Origin of the sequence: Spirochaeta isovalerica, from assembly GCF_014207565.1 — a bacterium.
Taxonomy (GTDB): Bacteria; Spirochaetota; Spirochaetia; order DSM-2461; family DSM-2461; genus Spirochaeta_F; species Spirochaeta_F isovalerica.
Genome location: NZ_JACHGJ010000005.1, coordinates 245401 through 269928 on the forward strand (window position 1 = coordinate 245401; position 24528 = coordinate 269928).

General features: G+C 47.8%; 25 protein-coding genes. 14 read left to right on the plus strand and 11 right to left on the minus strand.

All coding sequences use genetic code 11. The features are described 5' to 3' along the window. Positions 1-386: 386 nt before the first annotated feature. Positions 387-2528 carry an SLC26A/SulP transporter family protein gene (locus HNR50_RS14125; RefSeq protein WP_184747417.1) on the plus strand — a complete coding sequence of 714 codons (2142 nt, stop codon included), beginning with the start codon at positions 387-389 and terminating at the stop codon, positions 2526-2528. A 130-nt stretch (positions 2529-2658) separates the two neighbouring features. On the opposite strand, the gene HNR50_RS14130 is transcribed toward HNR50_RS14125, so the two are convergent. The 4 genes from HNR50_RS14130 to HNR50_RS14145 form a co-directional block, all read right to left on the minus strand. Continuing rightward, the gene (locus tag HNR50_RS14130; protein WP_184747418.1) at positions 2659-3450 is read right to left on the minus strand and encodes a substrate-binding periplasmic protein; all 792 of its coding nucleotides are present in this window, start codon (positions 3448-3450) and stop codon (positions 2659-2661) included. A 111-nt stretch (positions 3451-3561) separates the two neighbouring features. Beyond that, on the minus strand, positions 3562-4743 hold the full coding sequence (locus HNR50_RS14135; protein ID WP_184747419.1) for an MFS transporter: 1182 nt from the start codon (positions 4741-4743) through the stop codon (positions 3562-3564). A gap of 12 nt (positions 4744-4755) precedes the next feature. Beyond that, positions 4756-5940: a permease gene (locus HNR50_RS14140; protein WP_184747420.1), complete on the minus strand. Its 1185-nt coding sequence runs from the start codon at positions 5938-5940 to the stop codon at positions 4756-4758. Further along, positions 5940-6179 (minus strand): MTH895/ArsE family thioredoxin-like protein, encoded by a 240-nt coding sequence (locus HNR50_RS14145; RefSeq protein ID WP_184747421.1) that lies wholly within the window; start codon positions 6177-6179, stop codon positions 5940-5942. Before HNR50_RS14145 ends, HNR50_RS14140 begins: the two co-directional genes overlap by 1 nt. A gap of 104 nt (positions 6180-6283) precedes the next feature. On the opposite strand from HNR50_RS14145, the gene HNR50_RS14150 reads away from it, so the two are divergent. The 5 genes from HNR50_RS14150 (at position 6284) to HNR50_RS14170 (ending at position 10632) form a co-directional block, all read left to right on the plus strand. After that, positions 6284-6601 (plus strand): ArsR/SmtB family transcription factor, encoded by a 318-nt coding sequence (locus HNR50_RS14150; protein ID WP_184747422.1) that lies wholly within the window; start codon positions 6284-6286, stop codon positions 6599-6601. 18 nt (positions 6602-6619) lie between these two features. Continuing rightward, positions 6620-7657 carry an ACR3 family arsenite efflux transporter gene (gene arsB / locus HNR50_RS14155; protein ID WP_184747423.1) on the plus strand — a complete coding sequence of 346 codons (1038 nt, stop codon included), beginning with the start codon at positions 6620-6622 and terminating at the stop codon, positions 7655-7657. Between the two features lie 34 nt (positions 7658-7691). Then, positions 7692-8900, plus strand: a complete 1209-nt coding sequence (gene arsJ, locus HNR50_RS14160; RefSeq protein ID WP_184747424.1) for an organoarsenical effux MFS transporter ArsJ — start codon at positions 7692-7694, stop codon at positions 8898-8900. 95 nt (positions 8901-8995) lie between these two features. Beyond that, positions 8996-10168 (plus strand): MFS transporter, encoded by a 1173-nt coding sequence (locus HNR50_RS14165; protein ID WP_184747425.1) that lies wholly within the window; start codon positions 8996-8998, stop codon positions 10166-10168. Between the two features lie 56 nt (positions 10169-10224). Next, positions 10225-10632 (plus strand): hypothetical protein, encoded by a 408-nt coding sequence (locus tag HNR50_RS14170; RefSeq protein ID WP_184747426.1) that lies wholly within the window; start codon positions 10225-10227, stop codon positions 10630-10632. Here HNR50_RS14170 and HNR50_RS14175 read toward each other — a convergent pair. Beyond that, positions 10620-11018, minus strand: coding sequence for a thioesterase family protein (locus HNR50_RS14175; protein WP_184747427.1), 399 nt, complete (start codon positions 11016-11018; stop codon positions 10620-10622). The genes HNR50_RS14170 and HNR50_RS14175 overlap by 13 nt on opposite strands. 153 nt (positions 11019-11171) lie before the next feature. On the opposite strand from HNR50_RS14175, the gene HNR50_RS14180 reads away from it, so the two are divergent. After that, complete coding sequence (locus HNR50_RS14180; RefSeq protein ID WP_221439887.1) at positions 11172-11498, plus strand: ArsR/SmtB family transcription factor; 327 nt, start codon at positions 11172-11174, stop codon at positions 11496-11498. A 59-nt stretch (positions 11499-11557) separates the two neighbouring features. Then, on the plus strand, positions 11558-12562 hold the full coding sequence (locus HNR50_RS14185; RefSeq protein WP_184747428.1) for a permease: 1005 nt from the start codon (positions 11558-11560) through the stop codon (positions 12560-12562). Between the two features lie 8 nt (positions 12563-12570). Here HNR50_RS14185 and HNR50_RS14190 read toward each other — a convergent pair whose 3' ends face one another. Next, positions 12571-13089 (minus strand): alpha/beta fold hydrolase, encoded by a 519-nt coding sequence (locus HNR50_RS14190; RefSeq protein ID WP_184747429.1) that lies wholly within the window; start codon positions 13087-13089, stop codon positions 12571-12573. Positions 13090-13247: 158 nt separating this feature from the next. Between HNR50_RS14190 and HNR50_RS14195 the strand changes: the two genes are divergently transcribed. From HNR50_RS14195 to HNR50_RS14205, 3 genes are all read left to right on the plus strand, one after another. Next, positions 13248-13559 (plus strand): DUF4405 domain-containing protein, encoded by a 312-nt coding sequence (locus HNR50_RS14195; protein ID WP_184747430.1) that lies wholly within the window; start codon positions 13248-13250, stop codon positions 13557-13559. Positions 13560-13668: 109 nt separating this feature from the next. Then, the gene (locus HNR50_RS14200) at positions 13669-14052 is read left to right on the plus strand and encodes a DUF302 domain-containing protein (RefSeq protein ID WP_184747431.1); all 384 of its coding nucleotides are present in this window, start codon (positions 13669-13671) and stop codon (positions 14050-14052) included. Beyond that, positions 14049-14693 carry a DMT family transporter gene (locus tag HNR50_RS14205; protein ID WP_184747432.1) on the plus strand — a complete coding sequence of 215 codons (645 nt, stop codon included), beginning with the start codon at positions 14049-14051 and terminating at the stop codon, positions 14691-14693. The genes HNR50_RS14200 and HNR50_RS14205 overlap by 4 nt, the downstream gene beginning before the upstream one ends. On the opposite strand, the gene HNR50_RS14210 is transcribed toward HNR50_RS14205, so the two are convergent. The 4 genes from HNR50_RS14210 to aceE all read right to left on the minus strand — a co-directional run bounded on the left by HNR50_RS14210 (position 14686) and on the right by aceE (position 21704). Further along, entirely contained in the window at positions 14686-16209 is a 1524-nt protein-coding gene (locus HNR50_RS14210; RefSeq protein ID WP_184747433.1) for a class I SAM-dependent methyltransferase, read from the minus strand. The genes HNR50_RS14205 and HNR50_RS14210 overlap by 8 nt on opposite strands. Positions 16210-16312: 103 nt before the next feature. Then, entirely contained in the window at positions 16313-17722 is a 1410-nt protein-coding gene (gene lpdA / locus HNR50_RS14215; protein WP_184747434.1) for a dihydrolipoyl dehydrogenase, read from the minus strand. A gap of 24 nt (positions 17723-17746) precedes the next feature. Continuing rightward, complete coding sequence (locus tag HNR50_RS14220; RefSeq protein WP_184747435.1) at positions 17747-19036, minus strand: 2-oxo acid dehydrogenase subunit E2; 1290 nt, start codon at positions 19034-19036, stop codon at positions 17747-17749. Positions 19037-19046: 10 nt separating this feature from the next. Further along, positions 19047-21704 carry a pyruvate dehydrogenase (acetyl-transferring), homodimeric type gene (gene aceE, locus HNR50_RS14225; protein WP_184747436.1) on the minus strand — a complete coding sequence of 886 codons (2658 nt, stop codon included), beginning with the start codon at positions 21702-21704 and terminating at the stop codon, positions 19047-19049. A gap of 109 nt (positions 21705-21813) precedes the next feature. Here aceE and HNR50_RS14230 point away from each other — a divergent pair, with 109 nt between their 5' ends. The 3 genes from HNR50_RS14230 to HNR50_RS14240 all read left to right on the plus strand — a co-directional run bounded on the left by HNR50_RS14230 (position 21814) and on the right by HNR50_RS14240 (position 23455). Further along, positions 21814-22368: an RNA polymerase sigma factor gene (locus HNR50_RS14230; protein WP_184747437.1), complete on the plus strand. Its 555-nt coding sequence runs from the start codon at positions 21814-21816 to the stop codon at positions 22366-22368. A 15-nt stretch (positions 22369-22383) separates the two neighbouring features. After that, complete coding sequence (locus HNR50_RS14235; RefSeq protein WP_184747438.1) at positions 22384-22845, plus strand: Asp23/Gls24 family envelope stress response protein; 462 nt, start codon at positions 22384-22386, stop codon at positions 22843-22845. Positions 22846-22969: 124 nt separating this feature from the next. Further along, the gene (locus tag HNR50_RS14240; RefSeq protein WP_184747439.1) at positions 22970-23455 is read left to right on the plus strand and encodes a flavodoxin family protein; all 486 of its coding nucleotides are present in this window, start codon (positions 22970-22972) and stop codon (positions 23453-23455) included. Between the two features lie 142 nt (positions 23456-23597). On the opposite strand, the gene HNR50_RS14245 is transcribed toward HNR50_RS14240, so the two are convergent. After that, positions 23598-24461 (minus strand): VIT1/CCC1 transporter family protein, encoded by an 864-nt coding sequence (locus tag HNR50_RS14245; protein WP_184747440.1) that lies wholly within the window; start codon positions 24459-24461, stop codon positions 23598-23600. Positions 24462-24528: the final 67 nt, after the last annotated feature.

Here is a 24528-nt window from a genome sequence, read left to right on the forward strand (position 1 = left end):
ATTTCTGTAACATATGTAACATATTATGCAAATAACTGAAAAATGAAGTCGTGAGAGATGTGTGAACGGCTTGCACTTTCGTAGCCGAATCTTCACGATGTCCTGCTCTTAATGTAAAGTTACTGTACATACCTTGTACAATTTATTAGCACTAAAATGATATAAAGCTATTCACAACTGCAAATATGACAATATTTCATTGCCATATAACAAATTAAACAAGTAAACCATCTCAAATAATATGGCATTATTCTTGCATAATTTGTAAAAGGCAATAGTGAACGTTAATGTTAAATCATCATATTAAAATCAAAATGAAAAGAGGATAATTACCCCTTGTATGTTTTAATATGTTTGACACGGTTATAGAAAAGGAGAGTTATCCATTGAAAGATAAGTATTCCTCATTAGTTAAGGATTTTTCCGGAGGGCTATCCGGTGCTATAGCCGTACTACCCCAAACTATTGGTTTGAGTGTTCTTCTTTTTACCACAATGGGATTTAATGCTTCAGCCGGAGCAATGGCCGGGCTTATAGGAGCCCTGATACTACTGGTGTCATCGGGACTAGCTGGAGCTACGATTGGAATGATCAGCGCCCCCAATGGTCCTGTCACCATTCTTCTTTCGGGTTTAGTCATAGGTCAGTCAAACCACTATGCTCCTCATGAGATGCTGATAATTCTCAGTGCAGTTCTCTTCTTTACCGGACTTTTCCAAGTTGCATTCGGTCTTCTAAAAGGGGGAGAACTGATTAAGCTGATCCCCTTTCCCGTTGTGGCAAGTATGATCACTGCAATCGGCATTCTGATGATAAAATCTCAGATAAAAGAGATAATCCCAACTGGAATGAGTAATCCTGTTGATTTTATCCCATTATTTGTTGCAGGACTCACTCTATTAATGATTTTCCTCTTCAAAAAGTTTACTCCCCGGTTACCGGACATACTGATGGGTCTTATATCCGGAGTTTTATTCTATGATATTTTAATGCTCTTCGTAGAAGATCCTGATCCCGAATGGGTTATGGGAGCTTTACCGGCGATGGACTTTGGCGAGATTCTCGGACGATTCCATGGTATAGATCTTCTGAATCTTCCCTGGGAGCTGATAATTTCTTCTGCCCTGGCTCTTTCTATTCTCGTTATGATTGACTGTCTTCTCACAGCTCTGGTTGCAGATTCTCAGACTACTATGCGACATAATGCCAGAAAGGAACTAGTGGCACAGGGAATTGCACAAATGCTTATTGGAATCGTTGGCGGTGTCGGAGGAGGAGGTACGAAAGGGTCCACTCTGGCCAATACCATGGCAGGAGGAAGACGATGGAGTCCTCTCTTCGCAGCACTGATTATCCTCTTAATGACATTGTTCGGCAGGGGTGTAGGAGTTTTTCTTCCGCTTTCCGCTCTTTCCGGAGTGATTATTTTTATCGGTCTGAATATGATCAATCTCAATATTATCCATTGGATCAAGGGAAAATACACCAGAGCAGATGCAGTCAATGCCATTATCGTTATTACGGCGACTCTTCTTCTCGATGTAACAAAAGCTGTTGCTATTGGAATGGCTTTTTCCGTCATCACCTATTTCAGAAAAGGTATTAAAAGATCGCTTATCAGACGGCAGACCACTCTCTCGGAATACCCATCCCCTCGAAAGTGGAGCGAGAGACACAGAAGGATACTACAGGAACACGGAGATAAGGGACTTCTGATCGAGCTTCAGGGTGATTTGTTTTTTGCGACAACAGACCGCCTATATAGAAGTATTTTAAAAAGGATGGAAGGAAAGAAAATCATTATCCTTCACTTCAGAAGAGTCCTCTCTATCGATATGAGCGGAGTCGTTCTACTTATGCAGTTAGTAGATATAGCTGAGAAAAACGGAACAGAAATTGTTTTTACACACCTTCATAAGCATTTGGGTTTTGGAAGGAAGATGAAAAAAGCCTTTGCTCAGGTAGAAAGCAAAAAAGAAAAGATAACTGAGATATTCCATTCAACAGCCCGGGCCCTTGAATATGCAGAAAACATAATTTTAAAATCCGAGTATAAAGACCAGGAATATAATTCTTCCTCCCCGGTAAACCTGGAAGAGAATGATTTGTGGGATGGGATGAACGAACATGAAAAAAAAGCAGTAAGAAATATATCCATTCAGAAAAAGTATTCTGATAGAGATATCATCATTAGTAATGGAGAATACAGCGGATCTCTTTTTCTTGTTACCAGGGGATTTGCTGAACAGAGGCTTTACAATGGGGAGAAGTCCTATAAGGTACTTACAAAGTATTCGCCGGGAACTTACTTCGGAGAGACGACTTTTTTAAATCCAGGCCCTTCTGCACTGACTGTCGTTGCACAGGGAGAGACGGAACTCTATGAAATAACAAGAGACGATATCGACAACTTATCTTCAAAAGAGGGCTATCGGTTTTTAACCGAAATGCTGTTCTCAATCGGGAGAAAACTTTCTAAAGAGACCAAAAAGTTTATTTCGGAAATCCATCGTCTCGAATCACTCTGATCTTATCCCGGAACGACATAGTTTCCTTTAATCACTGTACCGTAAGTATGAGATGAACTCTGAGACGACTGATATCATGGATATTTCTCATTTCATCATCAGAAAAAAGCACATTGTAGAGTTAATGAAATTACGGCAGATATTCATTTTCATTCTCGTTATAGACGTCAATATATTTCATTAAGAGACTATCTGTCTCTCCTGTCGAGTTGAGCTCTCCCAGTTGATCATTAATATAATTCATGACGGCCTCATCTCTGTACATTTTACTGAATCCGAAATGAATGAAAACATCTGATATCTTATAATCCATGGCTTCAATGTTTAAGTCCAGATTGTTTTTCTTCAGATATGTCATCCCCGTATAATAACCGGTTACAAAATAATCGATTCTACCGAATTCGAGCTTTCTGAAATTCTGAGCCATCGTGTCGGCCACTTCCATGGTCAGTTCGCTTCTCCAGTATTCATCAAATCCGCCCCCGAAGGTGTCTCCGCGGCTGACTCCGCCGACATAGGGCTTCAAATCTGAAAACTCTGACAGGGAAATGTCTCTTCTTTTTAATTTGAATACGACAATGGGATTGCGGAAAGCTCTATTAGGCAGAAAATTCAGATATTCGGATCTCTCGGGAGTGATTCTCAATGGCATAAGCAAATCGATTTCACCATTTTCTGCGAGAAGCATGGCTCTTTTCCAGGGGAATACGGCCGGTTGCAACATCACTCCCGGGGGAATGACTCTTTCCAGCAGTTCTACGGCCGCCCCGGCAAAAGTGTTCTCATCAACAGCCCAGTCATATGGGGGGTATAATGGATTTGTGGAGTATATAAGAATTTTCTCCTCTCTGTCTTTGTCAGCGAAAACTCCAGTGGGGGCTAACAATAAAAACAGGACGAACAGAATCAGAACCGGTTTCATGAAGGATCTCCCTATGATTTCAATGGTAGTAAAAACTATTCAGTCCTGCAAATTCTATCGCGAAACCGGCAGCCTATTGATGTTCCGGAATCACAAGCTGCCGTTATGGATTCATTCCTGCTGCTTCGCTTTGCGCTGTCTCATTTCAAAACGGGCGATAAAGACCGCGGCGATGATTCCAACGACAAAAATAATAAATGAAGCATAAAAGAAAATGGAATCGATGCTGCCAGCCGCCATGATTCTTCCGTTTACGGCCGTACCCACAGCTCCACCGACAAACATATTAAAGGATGCCAGCGACATGGCCGTTCCCCGCATGGTCGGCAATTTAGCCTGAGCGGTTGCAACCAGTGTAGACTGCAGGAAGATAAAAGCGATACCGAAACCGAATAAAGCCATCGATAGGAGATACACATTATTCAGGGCAGACAGAGCATATAATCCGGCAAAACCGAGAATTCCCGCCGTAACCAGAAATCCGTGTTTTAAGAGACCTCTGGCTATCGGAGCAATTCTTCCGCCGAAAACGGTTCCCAATCCGAAGAAAGAAAGAATCAGCCCGACCTTGAGGACTGTAAAGCCCGTCAGGGATTGCAGAAGCTTGCCGGAATAGGTAAAGCTGCCGAAAACTGTGAATCCTACAAAGAAGATAACAAGAACCAGTCTCATAAAACGGTAATTGGATAAAGGTGTTCTGTAAGCTTTGATAAAATTCAATTTTTCCACAACGCCTTTGTCTTTTTCAAGAATCTTCAGAATCAGGAAGGCGATAACCAGCTCTCCGATTCCATAAATGATGTAAACCAGTCTCCAGGATCCGAAGTAAGATATGATTCCTCCGAGAGCTGTCGCGGTAGCTCCTCCCAGAAACATAAGGCCCATGACTTTTCCCAGAGCTCCCTGTCGTTCCCTGTCATTATAAGACTGACCGACCAGAGCCATCGTTACGGGAAAAATACCCGCCCCGAAGGCACCGTTGAAACTTCTGAAGACGATCAGGCTGGGCAGGTTGAAAGCGAAGCCGCCGATTATGCTGAAAACAGCCGTACCGAATGCGGCGATGCGGATAATCTTGACCTTGCCGAACCGGTCGGACAAAGGGCCGAAAATCAGAGTGAAAAACCCGAATGACAGCATATAAGCTGTAACCGACAAGGCCGCCTGCTGCATCTCCAGGCCGAGGTCCCGGGATATATTCAGCAGCAGGGGAGCCGCCGCATAATTGTCTCCATTGGTCAGGAACGCCAGCATTCCCAGAGTGAGCAGCATAATATTTCTTTTATCTTTCAAATTCATTTACTCCTAAATAAGAATTCCGAATAACAACCCGGCCAGGGTTGAAAGCGATACGACGAGAAGAACATAAACAGCTGTTTTCTTCAGCCCCAGCTCTCCTCCGATGACAAGCATGGACGGCAGGGACAATGAAGGTCCCGCCAGCAGAAGAGCCAGTGCAGGCCCCTGACCCATTCCGGCTCCGATCAATCCCTGAAGGATGGGGACTTCCGTCAATGTGGCAAAATACATGAAGGCTCCCGATATGGAAGCGATAAAGTTTGACAGGAGAGAATTCCCTCCGACTAAGGAAGCGACCCATTGAGTGGGAATCAGGGCATCGTGACCCGGCCGGCCGAGCAGAAAGCCTGCAACGAGAACGCCGAAGAAGAGATAGGGAAAAATCTGAAGAGAAAAATCTCTTGTTTCGGTCAGCCAGGTTTTCAGTTCATCTCCCGAGAACCACCGCATAAGGGAATAAACAAGCGCAACAGCAAAGGCTCCGGTAATCCAGTATTTGCTCCTGTAAATGAGATCCCAGAGGTCGCTTCCCCCCTCTGAATTGGCCCAGTTAACAAAAACGAGGATTCCGATCATGGAAAACATATAGATGGCCATCTGCCCGAGCGATTTCTCATCGCCCGATTCCTGATATTTAAACATCCGTTCATCGGCCAGACGGGCTTCGTCTTCCTTTTTGAAAATCAGATGCATCAGCAGGCCGATTATTATGGAAAACAAAACAGCTCCGACCATTCTCGCCAGACCCAGCTGCCAGCCGAATACCTTATAGGAAAGAACAATGGCCAGGATATTTATGGCCGGGCCCGAATAGAGAAAACTGATGGCCGGGCCCAGTCCGGCCCCTTTCTTGTATATGCCTTTAAAAAGCGGCAGAACCGTGCAGGAACAGACGGCCAGTATGGCCCCCGATACGGAAGCGACTCCATAGGAAACCCTCTTGGGTGCCTTCGGACCGAGATACCTGATAACGGCCTGCTGATTGAGAAAAACAGTGACAGCACCGGCGATGAACATAGCGGGAACCAGACAGAGAAGCACATGCTGTCTGGCATAATCGGAGAGCATGAGAAAAGCTTCCTGAACCGCGCCTGAAATCTTTGGCGTATCAAAGGGAATAAAATAGGCTCCGAGGAAGACCAGGAAAGTTATCCCTAAAGCTCTATTGGGCGAAATATCCTTATTGGCCATTACTGATGACTCTTGAGAACTTCGATGACCTGGTCTTTGGTCAAAACTTTTCCCGAAGATTTGACATCGTCATCGATGGCCAGCGCCGGCGTCATCATTACACCCATTTCCATAATTTCATCCATATCGGTTACTTTTACAATCTCTGCTTCTATTTCCAGTTCGCTCACCGCTTCTCTGGCTTTTTCTTCAAGAAGCTTGCACTTGGCGCATCCTCCGCCTAATATCTGAATTTTCACAACAGTCTCCTCAATATTTCATTGGTTTCTTAATTTAGAAACTTTGAAACATATTTGTCAAGTCAATCCTTGACATTGTTTCCAAATATGGCAACATTTATAGAATGATTACAGAAGATGAGCGGATAAGAGCAGAAAGACGGTCTCATATGTTTAAAGCTCTGGCTCACCCCATGAGAATTTTTTTTCTTGAAAAGCTGAGAGAGAAACCGTGGTGCGTCTGCGAATTGGCGGCTGAAGCCGGCATTCCCAAATCCGCGGCCTCAAAACACCTCTCCCAACTGAAGGAAGCGGGCCTTGTCGACGACTCGAAAACCGGCACCAGGGTGGAATATACGCTTACGGCGCCCTGCGTACTGGATCTGGCGGCTTGCGCGGAAGGAACCGTTCTGACAAACAGAAGAAAACAACTCGGGATATAAAGACAGCAAGGAGCTATTATGGCTGAAAAGAAAATCGGTTTTTTTGCCAAATACCTGACGGTTTGGGTCATTATCTGCATCGGACTCGGCGTTCTTATCGGAGTTCTGCTTCCTTCCGTGCCGAAGACTCTCGGCAGGCTCGAATATGCCAGAGTCTCGATTCCCGTAGCGGTTCTTATCTGGCTGATGATTTTTCCCATGATGTTGAAAGTCGACTTCACAAGCATAATGAACGCGGGAAAAAAACCGAAGGGATTGATTGTAACCCTGGTGGTCAACTGGCTCATCAAACCCTTCACCATGTACCTTATTGCCTGGTTTTTCCTGAAAATAGTCTTCAAAGCTTTTATCCCCGCGGACCTGGCGACGGACTATATCGCCGGCGCCGTATTACTGGGAGCCGCTCCCTGCACAGCCATGGTTTTTGTCTGGAGTTATCTCTCCGACGGCGATCCGGGCTACACGGTCGTTCAGGTAGCAATCAACGATCTTATCATTCTTCTGGCATTCGCTCCGATCGTGGCGTTCCTCCTGGGCGTAAGCGATGTTCAGGTTCCCATGGACACGCTGTTTATATCAGTCGTACTCTTTGTTGTCATTCCTCTCTCAGCCGGTTTTGTTACGCGGAACATCCTCATAAAAAGCCGGGGGCGGGATTGGTTCGAAAATGTATTCTGCAGGAAATTTGACGGCATAACCGAAGCCGGTCTTCTGCTCACGCTGGTTATCATTTTCTCCTTTCAGGGCGAAACCATACTGTCGAATCCACTTGCCATATTGCTTATAGCCATTCCTCTGATTATTCAGACCTATTTCATTTTCTTCATCGGATTCAGCTGGTCCAGATTGTGGAAGGTACCATACGGAATCGCGGCTCCTTCCGGGATGATCGGAGCTTCCAATTTCTTTGAGCTGGCAGTAGCGGTCTCCATCAGTTTGTTCGGTCTGTCCTCCGGAGCCACTCTTGCTACCGTCGTGGGAGTACTAGTCGAAGTGCCCGTTATGCTGAGCCTGGTCAGAATTGCCAAATCCATGAAAAGTAAATATCCTCAATGATATTGCACAGAACTGGGAATATTCGGGATAAATCATGGCCAAGAAAGTCTTAATTAACGGTTTCGCTATTGTAACAGGGTCCTACTGGGCGTTTATGCTGACAGATGGAGCCCTGCGAATGCTGGTCCTCCTCTACTTCAACCAGCTGGGTTACTCGCCGGTGACCCTGGCTTTCCTTTTCCTCTTTTATGAGATCTTCGGAATCATCACCAATCTTATGGGCGGATGGCTGGCCCAGGCGAAGGGATTGAAATACACGCTTATCCTGGGGCTGATGATACAACCGTTAGCCCTGATCACTCTATCCTTTATGCAGAGCAGCTGGCCTCCCCTTTTTGCCATTCCCTTCGTTATGATTATCCAGGCCTTTTCGGGAATCGGCAAAGACCTGACGAAAATGAGCTCCAAAACAGCCGTCAAATTTCTGGTTCCCGCCGACAGAAGCTCATCGCTATTCAAATGGGTTTCCCTGCTGACCGGATCGAAGAATACGATTAAAGGCCTCGGGTTTTTCGTCGGAGGTTTTCTCCTCCAGACCGTCGGATTCCGATATGGCTTGTGGATACTGGCCGCTCTGATCATTATCGTTCTCATTCTCTCGCTGACATCTCTGCCGCAAAGCATCGGCGAGACAAAAAACAAGATGGATTTTAAAAAGCTCTTTGACATCAGTGATAAGCTCAAACTTCTTTCCGGTGCCAGAGTCTTTCTCTTTGCCTCACGGGATATCTGGTTCGTCGTGGCGCTCCCCGTCTATTTCACCGCTGTTTTCGGCTGGAGCCATGTAGAGGTCGGGGGATTTATGGCTCTGTGGGTCATCGGCTATGGGATCATCCAGGGATCCGCTCCGCTTATCCTCAAATTCTGGACAAAGGGTCAGGCCCCCACGGGAACAGCGGCGACCAATGTCTCCATGCTCCTTGCCCTTATCATGATCGCAATCACCTTCCTTTTCGCCTTCAGCATTGGTCCGGCTTTGACTATTACAATCGGTTTGGTAATTTTCGGCTTTGTCTTCGCCCTTAACTCTTCGGTACACTCGTTTCTTGTTCTCGATTATGCCCATGGGGATAAAGCGGCAGCCAATGTGGGATTCTACTATATGGCCAATGCGACGGGGAGACTGATCGGAACCCTGATGTCGGGACTGCTTTTCCAGTTCGGCGGAGTTCTCCTGGCCCTGGCAGGATCGGCTATTTTTCTTGTTGTAAGCTATCTGATTACAAGAAAGCTGCAAAAGTGATTAACAACGGCATGGTTTAAGAGCTGTTAATCAAACTCCCAATACATCGGGATAAACCACTTGCAAAAAGATTCTAAATGAAATAGAGAAAGACAATGAATATCCAAAATAAAGTTATTGTCAGAACAGATTGGGCATCCCGCCTGAACTTGCTGATCTACTCATCATCCACTTTTATCATCCCCATCAGTCTTGTAATGATTAAAGAGGAACTCGGACTGACCTTCACACAGGCGGGAACACTTAGCTTTATTCCCTCGATCCTTCAGTTTCTGGTTTTGCTGGCATCAAGCCTTTTCGCGTCGCGGTTTCATAAAATTCCATTGATACGGACAGCGGTAATTATTTCCGGCCTGTCTCTCATCGTTTTCTCAACGGTCAATTCCTACATGACAGCGCTCGCCGTTCTTCTTTCATTGAGTTTTGCCGGAGGATTTCATGAAGCATTGCTGACGCCTCTCTGCGAGGATCTTCATCCCGGAGACAGCGGGAAAAAGATGAACCAGCTGCACGCATTCTGGCCCATAGGGACGTTAATATCGGTTCTGCTCATCGGAGAGTTGCTTAGCCGGGGTATCAGCTGGAGAGCTCCCTTTATCGTTCTGGGCATCCTTTTTCTCACCTTGACTGTTATATATCCATCCAATAAATACGTACCGTTCAAACCTTCGGGAGCCCATTTGAAAGAGCTTTGGCTCATATTGAAAACGCCGGTTTTCTGGTTTATGGGTATGGCGCTGTTTTTCGCCGGCGGGGCTGAAGGGGGCTTTTCCTACTGGACGGCCAGTTATATCCAGCTGGAATTCGGGACTCTCCCCCGATCGGGAGGTTTCGGTTTGGCCAGTTTTGCCCTCGGCATGATAATCGGCCGGCTGACTGCGGCTAAAGCAGCTGACCGTTTGGGATTGGGAAAAATCCTGGTCATTTCTTCGCTTCTATCACTTTTGTTCGGACTTATATTTGTAAAGATTGCAAATATATATCTTCTCTTTCTGTTTATGGTATTTATGGGTTTCTCCATGGCGCCATTATGGCCGTCAATTCAAAGCTATGCGGCGAAAAGAATCCCCATCGATCCAACGATGATGATGATTCTTCTTTCCTGCTTCGGCGTGCCCGGTTTTTCAACAGCGACTCTGCTGATGGGTGTTATCGGTGACTATGCCGGACTGAGAGTTGCCTTTATCGTTGCGCCGGCTTACCTCGTCCTGCTTCTGATTATGTTTTCCATAACTTTTTTACTGTTGAAGAAAGCGGGGAATCGGTGAAATAGAAAGGGCTTTACCGGATTGTATTGTTCTGCTATTGATACTAAAATATCTCTATGAATGATAAGGCCATTTTCTACCCCCATGGCGAGCTTCATTTCTCGGTCGAAGGCAACCTGATGATAATGACAGGGACCGGACCGTGGAATATGGAATCCATCATAAAATCAGGCGATGATGCGACAAGAAGCCATAAAAAACTATACGGCTTGAAATGGGGTTTACTGGCTCTGCTGAACGGCCAGGCTATCCATACGCCCGATGCCGCAAATGTACTGATCGAAGCTGTCAAAAAAGACAAAAAAAACGGACGGACAGCATCGGCACTTGTCCTTTATGACAGCGGAAGCGCCGATTTCGGGAAGCATCACATCTCGGAGATATACCGGAAAGCCGGTGAGACATTCCGGTTTTTTGACAATGAAGAATCGGCCAGGAAATGGCTATCCGCTCAGCTGGACTGAGCTTTCTCCGCTATTTTTTTTAAGAATTTATCTGTATTTATGATAAAACGCTCATGAAAGCCTTCCCCGATCTTTTCCTTCTGATCAAAAGCTTCCACTTTAAAGCGCAGTCTTCTTCCATCAATTTCAAGTAATTCGGCACGAGCCCGTACTTCCATTCCCACAGGGGTTGCGGCAAGATGTTTCACATCAAGATGAGTTCCGACGGTGGTCTGCCCTTCTTCGAGATAAGGACCGACGCAATTCATAGCCGCGTTTTCCATGATTCCGACCATCATGGGCGTGGCGAAAACAGCAATGCCTCCGCTGCCGAACTGAGCCGCTGTATCGGAATCCGCGACAATCCGTTTTGTTTCATAAGTAAGTCCGGTTTTAAATTCTGACATGTTTTCCTTCTTTATATAGGGTATGCTAAGAATACACCCCGAAAGATATAGTTTAAATAGTTTTTTCCAAACCTTCTTTTATTGATTGACGAAAATATAATAGACCATTATATTTATCGTATATTTACGATGTTAAAAAAGATTAGAGGTTCTATGGATTTTGAAACAATGAGCAATTCAACTGCCTGCTGCTCCCTCAATATAGATGGCGCTGAGCAGGAACGGCTGATAGCCATTTCCAAAGCGCTGGGAAATCCCATCAGGTTCGCCATTCTCAAATACCTTCTCACTCACCCCGGATGCATAACCGGAGATATTGTGGAAAGCCTGCCCATAGCCCAGGCAACGACATCTCAGCATCTGAAGGTTCTGAAAGAGTGCGGATTGATTTCCCTGGAAAGCTCGGGAGTGAAAAGCTGCTACAGTCTGAATGATGAAACGCTGAAATGGTACAGACAAGTTATCGGGGAAATTTTCTGATTGCCCTTTGTTTTTTTTTATTTTATTTAATCGTATTTTTACGATCTAAAGGAGTTACAATGTTTGAAATTATTAAGAATATCGGATCGTTCATGCTTTCCGCCTATTCCCATTCCTGGCCATATCTTCTGCTGACCATACCTCTGGCCGTAATAATCAATGTCTCGGGGATTTCCCGTTATATCGGCAGAGCTTTCTCAGCAAAACCGCTAATGGCTATTTTCCTTGCTGCGGCTATCGGAGCGTTCAGCCCATTCTGTTCCTGCGGAGTCATTCCCGTAATCACCTCGCTGCTCATAGGAGGCGTTCCTCTGGCACCTGTCATGTCCTTCTGGCTTGCCTCTCCTTCCATGGATCCGGAGGTTTTCTTTCTCAGCGTGTCCAGACTGGGAATGGACCTGGCAGTATGGAGGCTTGGAGCGACTTTTGCCATGAGTCTGGCAGGGGGATATGCAGTGTATTTTCTCATGAGAAACGGCTGGCTGAGCCGTTCTGTTCTCAGAGCTTCCGCTATTGAGTCAACTCCGGTTGGTGGCGGAACCTGCTCAGAGACTTCATGCTCAACCGGCAACTGTTCAGCTACAAGCTGCTCTGAATCAGCGCCGTCATGCCATGAAAACAGCTGTGCTGCGGAAGCGAAATCAACGAACCGGAAGGTTTTACTTAAAAGCGCCGCAGGAGAATCGGGAAAAGCGATTATTATGATCATCAAGTTTATGACTCTGGCTTTTTTTCTGGAGGCTCTTATCGTCCTCTATGTACCGCAGCAGTGGATAATAGGCTTGCTGGGGCAGCACAACAGATATTCCATCCCGCTTTCGACTTTAATCGGAATACCGCTTTATACGACCAATATATCTGCGCTGGGACTGACGGGCGGATTGTTGAAACAGGGGATGAATCCCGGTGCCGCACTGGCTTTTCTGATAGGCGGAGCGACGACAACCATTCCCGCCATGGCAGCGGTTTTCGGGATTGTCCGCCATAGGGTCTTTGCGGTTTACCTGCTAACGACGATGGCAAGCGCCGCTCTGTCGGGTTTTCTGTATCAGATTTTACATTGACCTTCTTTTTAGTTTTTCAGAAAGTCGAGGATCAGCCGGGATGTCATTTCCGGCTGTTCCTCATGAATGTAATGTCCTGAACCGGGTATTATATGCAGCTCGGCATTCTGAAACTCTTTTTCCAGAATATAACCGTTTTCCGGTGGATTGCCCCTGTCAAACTCCCCCCAGAGCAGCAGAACGGGCTGACGGACCTGCCCGACGGAAGACAGCTCATCGGGATCCGTATAATTTTTCAGCATGGACACCATGGCGTTTACGAAATTTTCCGTGCGGCTGGCTACCATATAGGCGTCAACATCGGCCTGCGTAATCTGCTCCGGTTTGTAGTAGGAGCCTTTGAATGAAGCCATTCTGAAATCGCTGTCTCTGAACAGCTTTGCTGAAATTCTCGTTAAGGGAAAGAAGAGGTATTTGAGAAATTCGGGATTTCCATCATCTATGATACCGGGGTCCAGCAAAATCAGTCTGGAAATCCAGTCACTTATCAAGGCGGCATCGAGAACAATATTTGCTCTCATTTCCATTATGTCGAATTAAAAGGAAAATCTCCAGAGCTGTCAGTTTATTCATTGTTCACTGAAATTTATGAAAGACTGACCCATTCACAAACACCACACACTTCATTCTCAGTTCATTCAGATTTCTCCTTTAAATTGTAAGCATCAATGATGGAGGTTGATATATGAAAGCGAACAAAGCGAAGTTGAATTATCTGGTCGATGCCCTGATCGCAATAGGGTTTATAATCTCGTTAGCATCGGGGGCCATACTCCTCTTTAATGCCGACAGCGGTTACATGGGGGGAAGGAATCCCCGGTTTAACCAATCTATTATCCTCTTCGGGAAATACACCTGGAAAGAGATCCACAACTGGTCCAGCCTGATCATGGCAGCCGGAGTTTTCTTCCATTTCGTGCTCCACTGGAACTGGATCGTCTGCATGACGAAGAAGATTTTCAAAAGAGAAGCGAAGCAGCTTCAGTGCGACCTGTAGGGGGAGATCTGAATCAGGCCGGTCCGGGACTTCGGAAAAACAATTACATATATTATTTACTATATAGGCAAACTATAATTATATTAAATCTAATACAAGGAGATAGTTTATGTACAGTATAAGCAGAGAAACAAAGCTCGATTTTTCCGAAGCGCTGGAAAAGGTAAAAGAAGAACTGAAGAAAGAAGGGTTCGGTGTCCTGACCGAAATAGATATAAAAGCGACCCTGAAGAAAAAGCTGGATGTGGACAGAGACAACTATGTCATCCTCGGAGCCTGCAATCCGCCCAATGCCGACAAAGCTCTCAATGCGGAAATCGAAATAGGGCTGATGCTTCCCTGCAATGTCATTGTCTATGAAAAGGCGGGTAAAACATTTGTTTCGGCGATCCGCCCCTCCATAGCCATGTCGATGATCGAGAACCCCGGCCTGAAAGGTATCGCCGGAGATATAGAAGCGAAACTGGAGCGCGTTATCTCCGGCGTCAGTTGAACATCCTCGCAGGGGCGATAGGCATCATCCTTTATTTCTACAGCATTGATCATCTCATACTGGCCGATTCATCGATGCTGAACAAACTGAGTCCCTTTTTCGTTATCCTGTTCGCGCGCATCTTTCTTAAAAACAGAATACGGGCTTTTCAGCTGGGGGCGCTGGCTCTGGCATTGGGCGGTTCGGCTCTGATCATTAAACCGGGTTTTCAATTTTCCTCAACGGTTCCGGCCCTGATCGGAACTCTATCCGCTGTTTTCGCCGGTCTGGCTTACACAATGGTCAGCTACCTCGGCGGCAGGGAAAGCAGTTTCACTATCGTCTTTATTTTTTCACTCTTCTCCACTCTGGCTTGTCTTCCCGTTCTTTTCATTGAAGCAGTTGTGCCGACTTTGGAACAGCTTTTCTACCTTCTGGGGGCCGGAGTCATGGCCGCGGGGGGCCAATTCATGCTGACAGCTTCTTACAAGTATGCACCGGCCGGAGAGATATCCATCTATCAGTATTCACAGATTGTCTTCGCAAGTTTACTGGGCATATTGTTCTTTGCGGAATTACCCGATCTGATGAGTCTGGGAGGATATGTTCTGATCTTCACTGCGGGAATACTCATATTCCTGAAAGGGAAAAGATCTACATAGGTTTTCTGGCTACGGCAATAAAATTCGTCGGCGGATAATCCATCGGCTCATGATCTTCCCGATACAGTTCAACTTTACCTTTGAACCTGTTTTCCGCAATCCACGGATTGGTAAAAACTTTCGAACGGCTGTCTATTTCAAAACCCGCCCCTTTCAGAGCCCCGATCCATTGGGAATAGCTCCAGAAGCAGAAGCGCTCATGCATCTCGCTCTCCCAGTTGTCTGTATAATCTTTTGTCAGCAGAAATTCGGCGGCATCTTCATAGCGGAGTTTGATGTAGTCCTCATCTCCCACCGGAACTTCATCCCAGGACAGGGAGTATCCCTCTTCCTTCCGGAAATCCATGGCAAAACGGAAAAAGCGCTCGTAAGTGGAAAGCTCAGTCAGAGAAGAATCTCCTGAATGATCTGTCCTATTCAGCTTCATAAGCACGATGCGGTCCTTTTCCTCCGGACCGACTACATCGCGGTTTATCCAGATGCCGCCGGGCTTCAGCTCATCAAATCTGTTCTTGATAAAGCGGAGCAGTTCCTCATGGGAACCGTAGGATTCGATTTCATGGGTCAGGGAACTGGAATGAATTGTATTCATTGACCCCGGAGTGAAAACCAGACCCGTTACGGCGTTCTTCCGGGCAAACCAGATATTGGGATTGGCGAATTCTCCGTTGTTTTTCCGCTGAATGCAGATATCGTGAAGCTGTCTTGTCAATTCGACGCCGTAAAAATCCGATTCATTGAGCCTCGGCTCCTCGGTGGCGTGCCTGAGCCAGCTTCCTGTGGCGCAGCCGATATCGCCGATCCGCCCGGGCTGGACAAAAGAGGCGACATCTTTCCACTTGATATGGGTATTCTCATCCATCTGCCGGACATAACTGGCGTAATCCCTCGTATCGGTAATGTCTCCGTCATCGGAGGCGATGGGATCGGAAAAAAGAAACTGGATTCTCCCTCCGAGATTATACTGCTTGAGAATCCGGTATGAAGCGGGATGGATTTCATCGAGAATAATCCGGTCCGAGCTCCAATGAGGGATTGCCGCAATGCGTTCAATCAGTTCCCAGGGATTGGCTGCCACATTCCGTTCAGCGCCGAACACGGAATATCCCAACTCTTCATACAGATCTCCGACATCTGTCGAGCAGGCAACGATGCAGTTTTCCGGAGACAGGTCAAAAAAATCATCGGCCTGATGAAGAATGCTTTTGATCGTATAGGAGGCGAAATCGCTTCTGAATCCGATATCGGTAATGGGATAGCAGTAAACGGGAACAGTAAGATCGTGGGAAAATTCCTGGATGGCCATAGCCCTGTGAGCATAGGACAGGGGGTTCCGCCTCGTCCCTTCATGGTTGGCCGATGTTACGGCGAAAATGATCCCCTCAATTTCAGAGACGGGAAGCGCCCGCCCTCTTCTGTCCTGTTCCGCTTCCATCTGAGTGTGAATGAACCGGTAGAGATACTGAAACTGAAAATTGGTCACCACATGGTGTCTGCCCGGAATAAGTATGTACATAAGGGAAGTATAAGCGGATTATCAGTAAATTGGCTACTGTTCGGGAGATAACAACTATTCGGAAAGGCTGATTCATTCTAACTTGAATCAGCCTCTTTCTTCATTACTTTCCGGGAGGCATTATATCGGTAATCGACCCGTCCACGATCTCCGCGGCAAAGGCGAAAGTCTCCGCCAGGGTCGGATGGGCGTGAACCGTCAGGCTGATATCTTCGAAATCAGCCCCCATCTCCAGGGCCAGAACGGCCTCATGGATGAGTTCCCCGGCATTCAAGCCGCAGATTCCCGCTCCGATGATCCGGCCGCTTTCGCTGTCGAAAAGGACTTTTGTCGTTCCCGATGCTCCGTCGGCGCTGAGGGCTCTTCCGCTGGCACCCCAGGGGAACTTACCCAGTTTATATTCGATTCCTTTTTCCTTAGCTTCTTTCTCCGTCATTCCCATCCAGGCGATTTCCGGACTGGTATAGGCAACCGATGGAATGGTCATGGCTTCAAAAGCCGATTTCTTTCCGGCGATAACTTCCGCGGCGACTTTTCCTTCATGGGAGGCTTTGTGAGCCAGCATGGGGTTGCCGACCACATCGCCTATGGCGAATATATTGCCGGCGATAGTTCTCATCTGCTTATCCACGGGGACAAATCCCCTTTCATCAAGGTCCAGCCCGATATTCTCCCGGCCCCAGCCTTCCGTAGACGGACGACGGCCGACGGCGACAAGGACCGCATCGAATTCAGCCTGTTCCGGCGCTTTCTTTCCCTCGAAGCTGGCAGTTATACCATTTTTACCCGACTCAATCTTCGTCACTTTTGTGGAAGTGTAGATCGAGTATCTCTTCTTGAGCTTCAGGAAGAGGGGTTGTACCAGGTCTTTATCCGCCGGAGGAATGAGGTGCTCCATCATCTCCACAATGGTAATTTCCGAACCCAGAGCATGGTAGATTTGGGCCATTTCCAGGCCGATGATACCGCCCCCGATGATGAGAAAACGCTTCGGTATGGATTTGATCTCCAGCCCGTCGGTCGAATCCCAGATCCTCTCGTCTTCGGGCAGTCCGGGTATTCTGAAGGGATAGGATCCCGTTGCGATGACAGCATGGGCAAAGCGGATGGTTCTCTCATCTTCCCCCGATCGGACGGCTATGGAACCTTTATCTTTAAAAACGCCGAAGCCGGTGACTCTGTCGATTTTCCGGGCTTTGCAGAGCTGATCGAGACCGCCGGTCAGCTGGCCGACAACCTGGTTTTTCCGGTCCCTCAGTTTGTCCACATCGATTTCCGGTTTGGGAAAGGAGATTCCGTATTTTTCAATCTCCGCCGCTTCTTCTATGACCGCCGCTCCGTGAAGGAGGGTTTTGGAAGGTATGCATCCCACATTGAGACAGGTACCGCCCAGATTCCCGGCCTGCTCGATCAGGCAGACCGACAGACCCAGATCGGCGGCGCGGAATGCCGCCGTATAGCCTCCGGGGCCGCCGCCCAGAACGGCCACATCATATATTTTATCTTCTGACATAATATCTCCTTGTTGTGCTTCCGGTCAGAGAAGGATCCGTTTAAGGTCTTCCAGATACTGAACCAGACTTCTGCTGAACCGCGCCGCTTCCGCTCCGTCAATAACACGATGGTCATAGGAAAGAGACAGGGGAAGAATGAGTCGGGGAATAAAGTCCTCTCCGTCCCAGACCGGTTTGACCGAACTTCTGGAAAGTCCCAGAATCCCGACCTGCGGTTTGTTGACGATGGGGGTGAAGGCCGTGCCTCCGATGCCTCCGAGACTGGAGATGGAGAAGGTGGCGCCCTGAAGATCATCGACCGCCAGTTTACCCTCCCGGGCTTTGGAACTGAGGGCTTTCAGCTCTTCGCTGATCTCTTTCAAGCCCTTCTCATCGGCATTTTTAATAACCGGAACAACGAGTCCCTGAGGCGTATCCACGGCGATTCCGATGTTGTAGTATTTCTTGAGAATAAGCGAGCTGCCCCCTGGAACCAGAGAAGAGTTCATGGAGGGATACTCTTTCAGCGCCGCGACCACCGCTTTGATAACAAAGACAAGCAGACTGTATTTCACGCCTGTTTTGTCAGCCTCGCTGTTCAGCTCTTTCCGGAAATCCTCCAGTTCGCTGATATCCGCCTCATCGAAATGGGTCACATGGGGAATGGTTACCCAGCTCTTGTGGAGATGGGGACCGGAAATCTTTTTGATCCGGGACAGTTTGACTTCTTCTATATCGCCGTAACGGGAGAAATCCTCCAGCGGTTCATCATCGCCCGGCCAAGCCGTACCTCCGCCCTTCAGAGCCTTTTTGATCAGTTCCTGAACGTCGCTTTTCAGAATACGCCCCTTAGGTCCGGTACCCCGGATGCGGGTCAGATCGATTTCCAGTTCTCTGGCATACGCTCTGACAGAGGGGGTCGCATGGGATGTTTTTCCCTCCTCGCCGTACGAAGCGCTATCGGGAGGACCGCCAACAGCAGGTCGGGGTTCCGGCGGAAGTTCCGTCGGCGGAGCCGTTTCTGCGGCAACCGCTTTTTCCGGTGCTTTTTCCGGTTTCTCTTCCGGTACCGATTTTTCAGTAGCCTCTGCCGAACCGGTCACTTCGAGAGTCATGATAAGATCCCCGGTGTTAACCTGATCTTCCGCGCTGACATGAATCTCCTTTATAACTCCGCCGAACGGACTGGGCAGATCCATGACCGCCTTGTCACTTTCCAGCGACATAAGCGAACTGTCTTTTTCCACTTCATCGCCGGGAGAGACGAATATTTCCACAATGAGAATGTCTTTTACATCGCCGAAGTCGGGGAGCCGTATTTTTTCCAGTGGCATATTCCTCTCCTCACCTTTCCACCGCATGGGGCGCATCGGGATTCACTTTGTATTTTTTGATTGCTTCGCTCACTTTCTTCAGGGGAATTTTTCCCTCATCGGCCAGAGCTTTCAATGCGGCTATCGCCACATGATAACGGTCCACCTTGAAAAAGTTCCTCAGGGCTTCCCTGCTGTCGCTCCGTCCGTACCCGTCGGTTCCCAGAACCGTCAGCTTATTGGGAATAAGACGCCGTATCTGTTCGCTGTAAGCCTGAACATAATCTGTCGATATAACAGCCGGTCCATCATGGCCTGCCATGACTTCTTCCACATAGGATTTGCGCGAAGGTTTTTCCGGATGATTTCTGTTCCAGTCCTCAACAGCCATACCGTCACGGTGAAGCTGATTGATTCCCGGTACCGACCATATATCGGCCTGCACATCAAAATCCTCCTTAAGAAGATCAGCAGCCGCGATCACTTCCCTGAGGATGGAACCGCTGCCCATAAGCTGAACTTTCAGGTCGCCCTTACCGGCTTTTTGAAAGAGGTACATTCCTTTGACAATTCCCTCTTCCGCACCTTTGGGCATGGCGGGATGACTGTAATTTTCATTGAGCAGGGTGATGTAATAGAAAACATCCTCTCCCTTCTCATACATCTCCTCTATACCCTTGCGGACCAGAACGGCCAGTTCGTAACTGAAAGTCGGATCATAGGCTTTGCAGGAAGGATATACCGATGCGAACAGCAGTCCCTGTCCGTCCTCATGCTGGAGCCCTTCTCCGTTGAGAGTCGTCCGCCCCGAAGTGGCGCCCATAATAAATCCCTTTGCCCGGCTGTCGCCTGCGGCCCAGAGCTGATCGCCGATCCTCTGAAATCCGAACATGGAATAAAAGGTGTAGAAGGGAATCATGGGAAAGCCGAAATTATTGTGGGCCGTCGCCGCGGCAAGCCATGACGAAATGGCCCCGGCTTCGGTAATCCCCTCTTCCAGAATCTGCCCTTTCGGGTCCTCTTTATACCAGGACATGGTTTCCGCATCCTGGGGTTCATATAACTGTCCTGTTGGCGCATAGATTCCCAGTTGCCGGAACAGCCCTTCCATTCCGAAGGTTCTTGCTTCATCGGGAATGATGGGAACAATCCGTTTCCCGATCTCCTTGTCCCGCACCAGGTTGCCCAGAAGGCGGACGAATGCCATGGTCGTCGACAGCTCTCTTTCTCCCGACGATTCCATCAGAGCTTTAAAGCTCTCTGCCTTGGGAGTCTTTAGCGGGTAATGGGTCGTATCCCGGAAAGGAACCGGACCGCCGAGAAGACTTCTCTGCCTCTTGATGAACAGATCTTCGGGACTTCCTTCTTCAGGTTTAATAAAGGGTAGATCCATCAGCTCCTCATCTTTCAGAGGCACATGAAATCTGTCCCGGAACGTCTTAAGCGATTCCAGATCCATCTTCTTGACATTATGGGCGACCATTACCGATTCGCCGCTCTGCCCCATTCCGAAGCCCTTGATCGTGTTGACCAGAATAACCGTCGGCTGTCCCTTGTGTTTCGATGCGGCAGCGAAGGCCGCGTAGACTTTTCTCGGGTCGTGGCCCCCTCTGGACATCTGCCAGAGTTCTTTATCGCTCAAATCCTTGACCAGTTCGGCCAGCTTCGGATCTTCGCCGAAAATCTTTTCTCGCAGATAGGCCGGCCCCCGGGCGGCGATAGTCTGAAAATCGCCGTCCACCATGGATCCGAATTTCTTAAGAAGAAGCCCCTCTTTGTCGCGCTTCATAATATTGTCCCATTCGGTTCCCCAGATCACTTTAATGACATGCCAACCGGCTCCGCGGAATCGGCCTTCCAGTTCCTGAATAATCTTGCCGTTGCCCCGGACCGGGCCGTCGAGCCGCTGCAGATTGCAGTTTACAACAAATATAAGGTTGTCCAGACTTTCCCGGGCCGCAAGGGTAAGAGCCCCGAGCGATTCCGGCTCGTCGGACTCTCCGTCACCCATAAAACACCAGACCTTGCGATCGCCTTCCTCTTTCAGACCCCGGTTATCCATATAACGCATAAAACGGGCCTGATAAATAGCGGCCATCGGCCCGAGCCCCATGGAGACCGTTGGGAACTGCCAGAAATCGGGCATCAGCCAGGGGTGGGGATAGGACGAAAGCCCGTGGCCGTTCACTTCGGAACGGAAATTCTTCAAATGCTCTTCATCGAGACGCCCTTCAACAAAAGCACGGGCGTATACGCCAGGGGAACTGTGTCCCTGAAAATAAACCATATCCGCCCCGTACTGAGATTCGGGGCCTTTAAAAAACCAGTTGAAGCCGACTTCGTAAAGCGAAGCGACCGAGGCGTAGGTGGCGATATGTCCTCCAAGCCCCTTCCCGTCCTTATTGGCGCGGGCCACCATGGCCATGGCGTTCCAGCGGATATAAGCCGCGACCTTCATGGCGGTTAAGGAATCGCCGGGTATTTTTTCCTCTTCATCGGGGAGTAATGAATTGCCGTAGGAAGAAACTACACCCGGAGAGGTTGAAACTCCCCTGGACCTTGCGTCATCAACGAGCGTGTTGAGAAGATAATCTGCCTTTCTCTCACCCTCGGCGTCAATCAAACCTCTAAGCGAATCAATCCAGTCTTTCGTTTCAGCAGGATCGGGATCTTGATAATATGTACTCATAGCTGCTCCTCGCAATATAATTTACTAAATTGGTGAACAATAGCCAAAAAAATTCAAAAAATTAAATTATTTACACCCGGAACACTTTAGGTCCGTCATATTAAGTGTAATGGATCAGAAAAAGAATTTGAAACAACATGAATCAAAAGAGCGCCTTTCCCGGGCTTATGAAAGCGAAAAGCCCCGATTGATGGCCAGAATCCGGGCCGCGGGAAAATCTCTTGAGGAAACGGAAGACCTGATCCATGACGTATACACCGAAACCTGGGGGAGGCTGGACCGGCTGAACAGCATTATAAATCTGCCGGCCTGGCTCAACTCACTGGTGACCCGGAGGCTGATCGATGCCTGGAGGCACGACAAAGTGAAGCAATATGCCGGAGAAACCGATGTGGCGGAGGAAACCATACGGGAAGTTATCACCGGAGTCGGACTGAATCCCCTGGACGGCTATGTGCGGCGCTGTATGGTCGAAGCTCTTGATTCGGCGATTAAAACGCTGCCGGAGAAACAGAGAAAAGTGGTGGAAGCCCAGGTTTTCGGAGGAATGACTTTTAAGGAACTGGCCGAGTCTACAGGAGAGAGCATCGACACGCTAAAAGCGCGCAAACGCTATGCCGTGGAAAACCTCTCAAAGGCTCTGAAACATTGGATTGAAAATTAAACCGGAGGTACTAGTATGATGGATGAAATCAAAGACGAAATTAAAGGCGAAATAAGAAAGGGAATCCGCGAGGAACTGCAGAAAGACTGGGAAAAAGAAAAAAAACGCAACCCACACTGCGATGCCGACTCCTGGTGGGAAGAACGGCGGATGGGAATGAAAGTTTTCCTGGGCGTGCTGATGGGAATCGGATTTCTGATTCTGGGCTTCCTCTTCGGATGGGTTGTCATGCTGCTGTGGAACTGGCTGATGCCCGATATTTTCGGCCTGGGCGAGGTGACCTACTGGCAGGCTTGGGGACTTCTTATCCTCAGCTCCATACTGTTCAAGGGCTTTCCCTCGGGAAACGGCGGAGACGGGGGCAAACGGGGAGACCGCCGGCGCAAGAAGGAGCTGCGGAAAATGATGGATAGCGAATCCGTTTTTCCCGATCGGCCGGATATAACGAAAGAGTCTCCGGAACCCGGGAAAAACTGACATGGAACGGGAAGCCGTTTATTTCATTGAAATAGGGCTTCCCGTTTTTTTGATAAAGCAATTTTTTTGGATTGAATTAGAGAAACAAATTATCATAAGAGAATAAACCAACAGGAGAAATATTATGAATTACACAATAGTTTATTACACAAGAGACGGCAGCACCGGTATCGCCGCGGATTACCTGGCGGACGTGACCAAAGGGAAGAAAGTACAACTTGAAGCCGGTAAGTACCTGAACAACTTCATCCTCGGCGGATTCAACTCCGCTTCAAAAAAGCTTCCGAAACTGAAAGGCGATCCCTGGAGTGGAATATCCGATGCCGAAGCGGTCATTCTGGCGTCTCCCGTGTGGGCAGGAAATGGCAATCCGGCGATGAACAGCTTTATAGATCAAGCCGATTTTTCAGGAAAAAAAGTCTATATCCTCTCTCTCCAGGCCGATCCGGGAAAGAAAGCTCAGAACTCGGTGCTCCCTCTTGTAGCCGAAGCTGTAAAATCACATGGCGGTGAGGTGGCTGGCATGCTGGCCATTCACGGAACAAGTCCCGGAAAAAGAGCGGAGAAAGACTATATAGAAAATCAGCTTAAAGACTGGAAACTCTCTTAGCCTGAAAACTTCCAGACCGCTTCGTCGACCACGACCTCCCCTTTCCAACCCATCTCGTCAGGATTTGGTTACGACGAGCCTATTCGTTTTTCCTGGGTTTCAGGAAATTGACCGGCAGAAGAATTAACCCTGAAAAATCCTATTAAATTTCAAGGCCAAAAACATTTTTTACAAGGATTCCGACTCCGAATGAAATAGCCGAAACGCCGAGACTGATTAATGTCATCTCAAGAAATCGTTTAACGAATGGCGTATCCTTGGCCACTGAAATATAATAATTAAATATTAATATAATCAGGACTGCGATTGAGAGCGTAACGACCAGACTGAAAAACGGATTGGCGAACAGAAAATAGGGAGCCGTCAGAAAAGCGACAGTAAAGATATAGGAAATTCCTGTGTAAACTGAAGATTTTAATGCATTTTCCTCTCCGTTATGCATGCTTGAGAGATATTCCGAAGCAGCCATGGAGAAAGACGCAGAAATGCCCGTGATCAACCCCGTCAACGCAATGATTTTAGAATTCCCGAAGGCGAAAGTGTATCCGGCCAGAGCCCCCGTAAGTTCGACAAGGGCATCGTTAAGCCCCAAAACCACAGAACCGACATATTCCAGCCTCTCCTCGTTGATCATCTGGAGGAGTTCCATCTCATGCCTCTCTTCATCTTCCATAAAGGTCCTGATTTCAGGTATATCATCCAGGATTTCCCCGTAGGCATCCTGTCCTCTCTGCTCAGCTTTTTCCAGAAGTTTCAAGCCAAAAGTCAGTCCGAAAATTTTGCATATGAATATAGTGAATCCGACGAATAATTTATTCGGACGCAGTTCCACTCCAGTCCTTTTGTTAAAATATTTATAGTGCTTATACTCGTCATTGCTGATTTTTTCCAGTATAGCTTTGTTATGAGCATCATCCAGACCTTCAGCCAGTTTTCCATAGATATAATAGGCGTTAATTTCATTCTGCTGCTCGCGCAGGATGATTTTTTCCAATTTTCCTTCCATAGTCGCGTCCTCCCTATGAATCTATAATATTCCTTTAAGATAATGAAATATATAGTATTTCATCCTT